A 1,073-nucleotide genomic window follows, 5' to 3' on the forward strand; every position below is an offset into this window, starting at 1 on the left:
ACCACGAAGTACGCTTCACCTACCGAGTGCTTTCTGCTGGAGAACATGGAACCTTAGACAAGTCCCAGTTTCCCCTGCTCAGGAAGCACTTCGGTCTATTTTCGCCCAGCGATCCGCAGATCCCCATGAAACACCCAGGCTAAGGTTCGGAGATGTAGCGCTGGAGGATCGCGTGGACCGCCCGCAGGGTGTCGGTGACCCGTGTCGATCCACCCCGAACTCGGTGGTGGACCATCTGGTCAGTGGCAGATCATGGTCAGCTGGGTGTGAACACGCCAGTGCCTTGACCTCGGCGACCTCGACCGGGGTGAACACCCGCGGTCGCCCCGGTCGGGGCCGATCCTCAAGCCCCTCCAGGCGCTCGAGGCAGAAGCGATGCCGCCAGCGGCGTGCGGTGTCCTCACACACCCCGACCTCGCGGGCGATCGCAGCGTTCGCGTCACCGTCTGCCAGCGGCGAGCACGATCCGGGCCCGCAGCACCTCACGGTGTGGACAACTCGCGGCGTTCGCGCGGCGGGTCAGCTCGTCGCGTTCTTTGTCAGTGAGGATGACGACATCAGCGCTGGTGGGAGACATATTCATTTCTGACGCACCCAGCATCGCCAGCCAAGTCGCCACGCCGGAACAAGCCGAAATTCGAGTGCGAAACCAGTGGCGGTGATGATGGAGACCATGGCGAAGATCCCCGACTCGACCCAGACGTCACTGAGACAAAAGCTCCTGGCTCGCGCTACCGAACGCTGGCCCCAGATCCAGACCCTGCATACCCGCTACCGCGCCGGGTTCGCCTACATCGACGCCACCTTGACCCACGGGGAAGAGTTGAAACTCTGCCGGCTGCGCTACGCCGGATCAGCCAGCCAATGGGGATTCGCGATCTACCGCGCCAGCCACAACGACTACCAGCAAGCCGCCCTGCCAGGCGGATGGCCCTCAGGCACTCCCGAAGAAGCCCTCGACACCGCCTGCGGCCTCTACCTCGGCGACCCCACCGCCTGGCTCCCAGACCCCCGACGAACTAACGGAGACACCCACTAGGAGACTGCTGAACAATCAGGGTGTCCGCCCCGCG

Annotated in this window: 1 protein-coding gene; it reads left to right on the top strand. The window is 64.1% G+C overall.

Translation table 11 applies throughout. From position 1 onward, the window contains the following. Nucleotides 1–673 precede the first annotated feature (673 nt). Nucleotides 674–1,039 carry a hypothetical protein gene (locus tag G6030_RS11215; protein WP_069389517.1) on the top strand — a complete coding sequence of 122 codons (366 nt, stop codon included), beginning with the start codon at nt 674–676 and terminating at the stop codon, nt 1,037–1,039. Nucleotides 1,040–1,073 lie beyond the last annotated feature (34 nt).

Source organism: Dietzia sp. E1 (assembly GCF_014145015.1).
Taxonomy (GTDB): domain Bacteria; phylum Actinomycetota; class Actinomycetes; order Mycobacteriales; family Mycobacteriaceae; genus Dietzia; species Dietzia cinnamea_A.

What these genes read in the sequence shown, in the direction of transcription:
- G6030_RS11215 (WP_069389517.1), top strand. Translation starts at nt 674, where the DNA reads ATGGCGAAGATCCCCGACTCGACCCAGACGTCACTGAGACAAAAGCTC.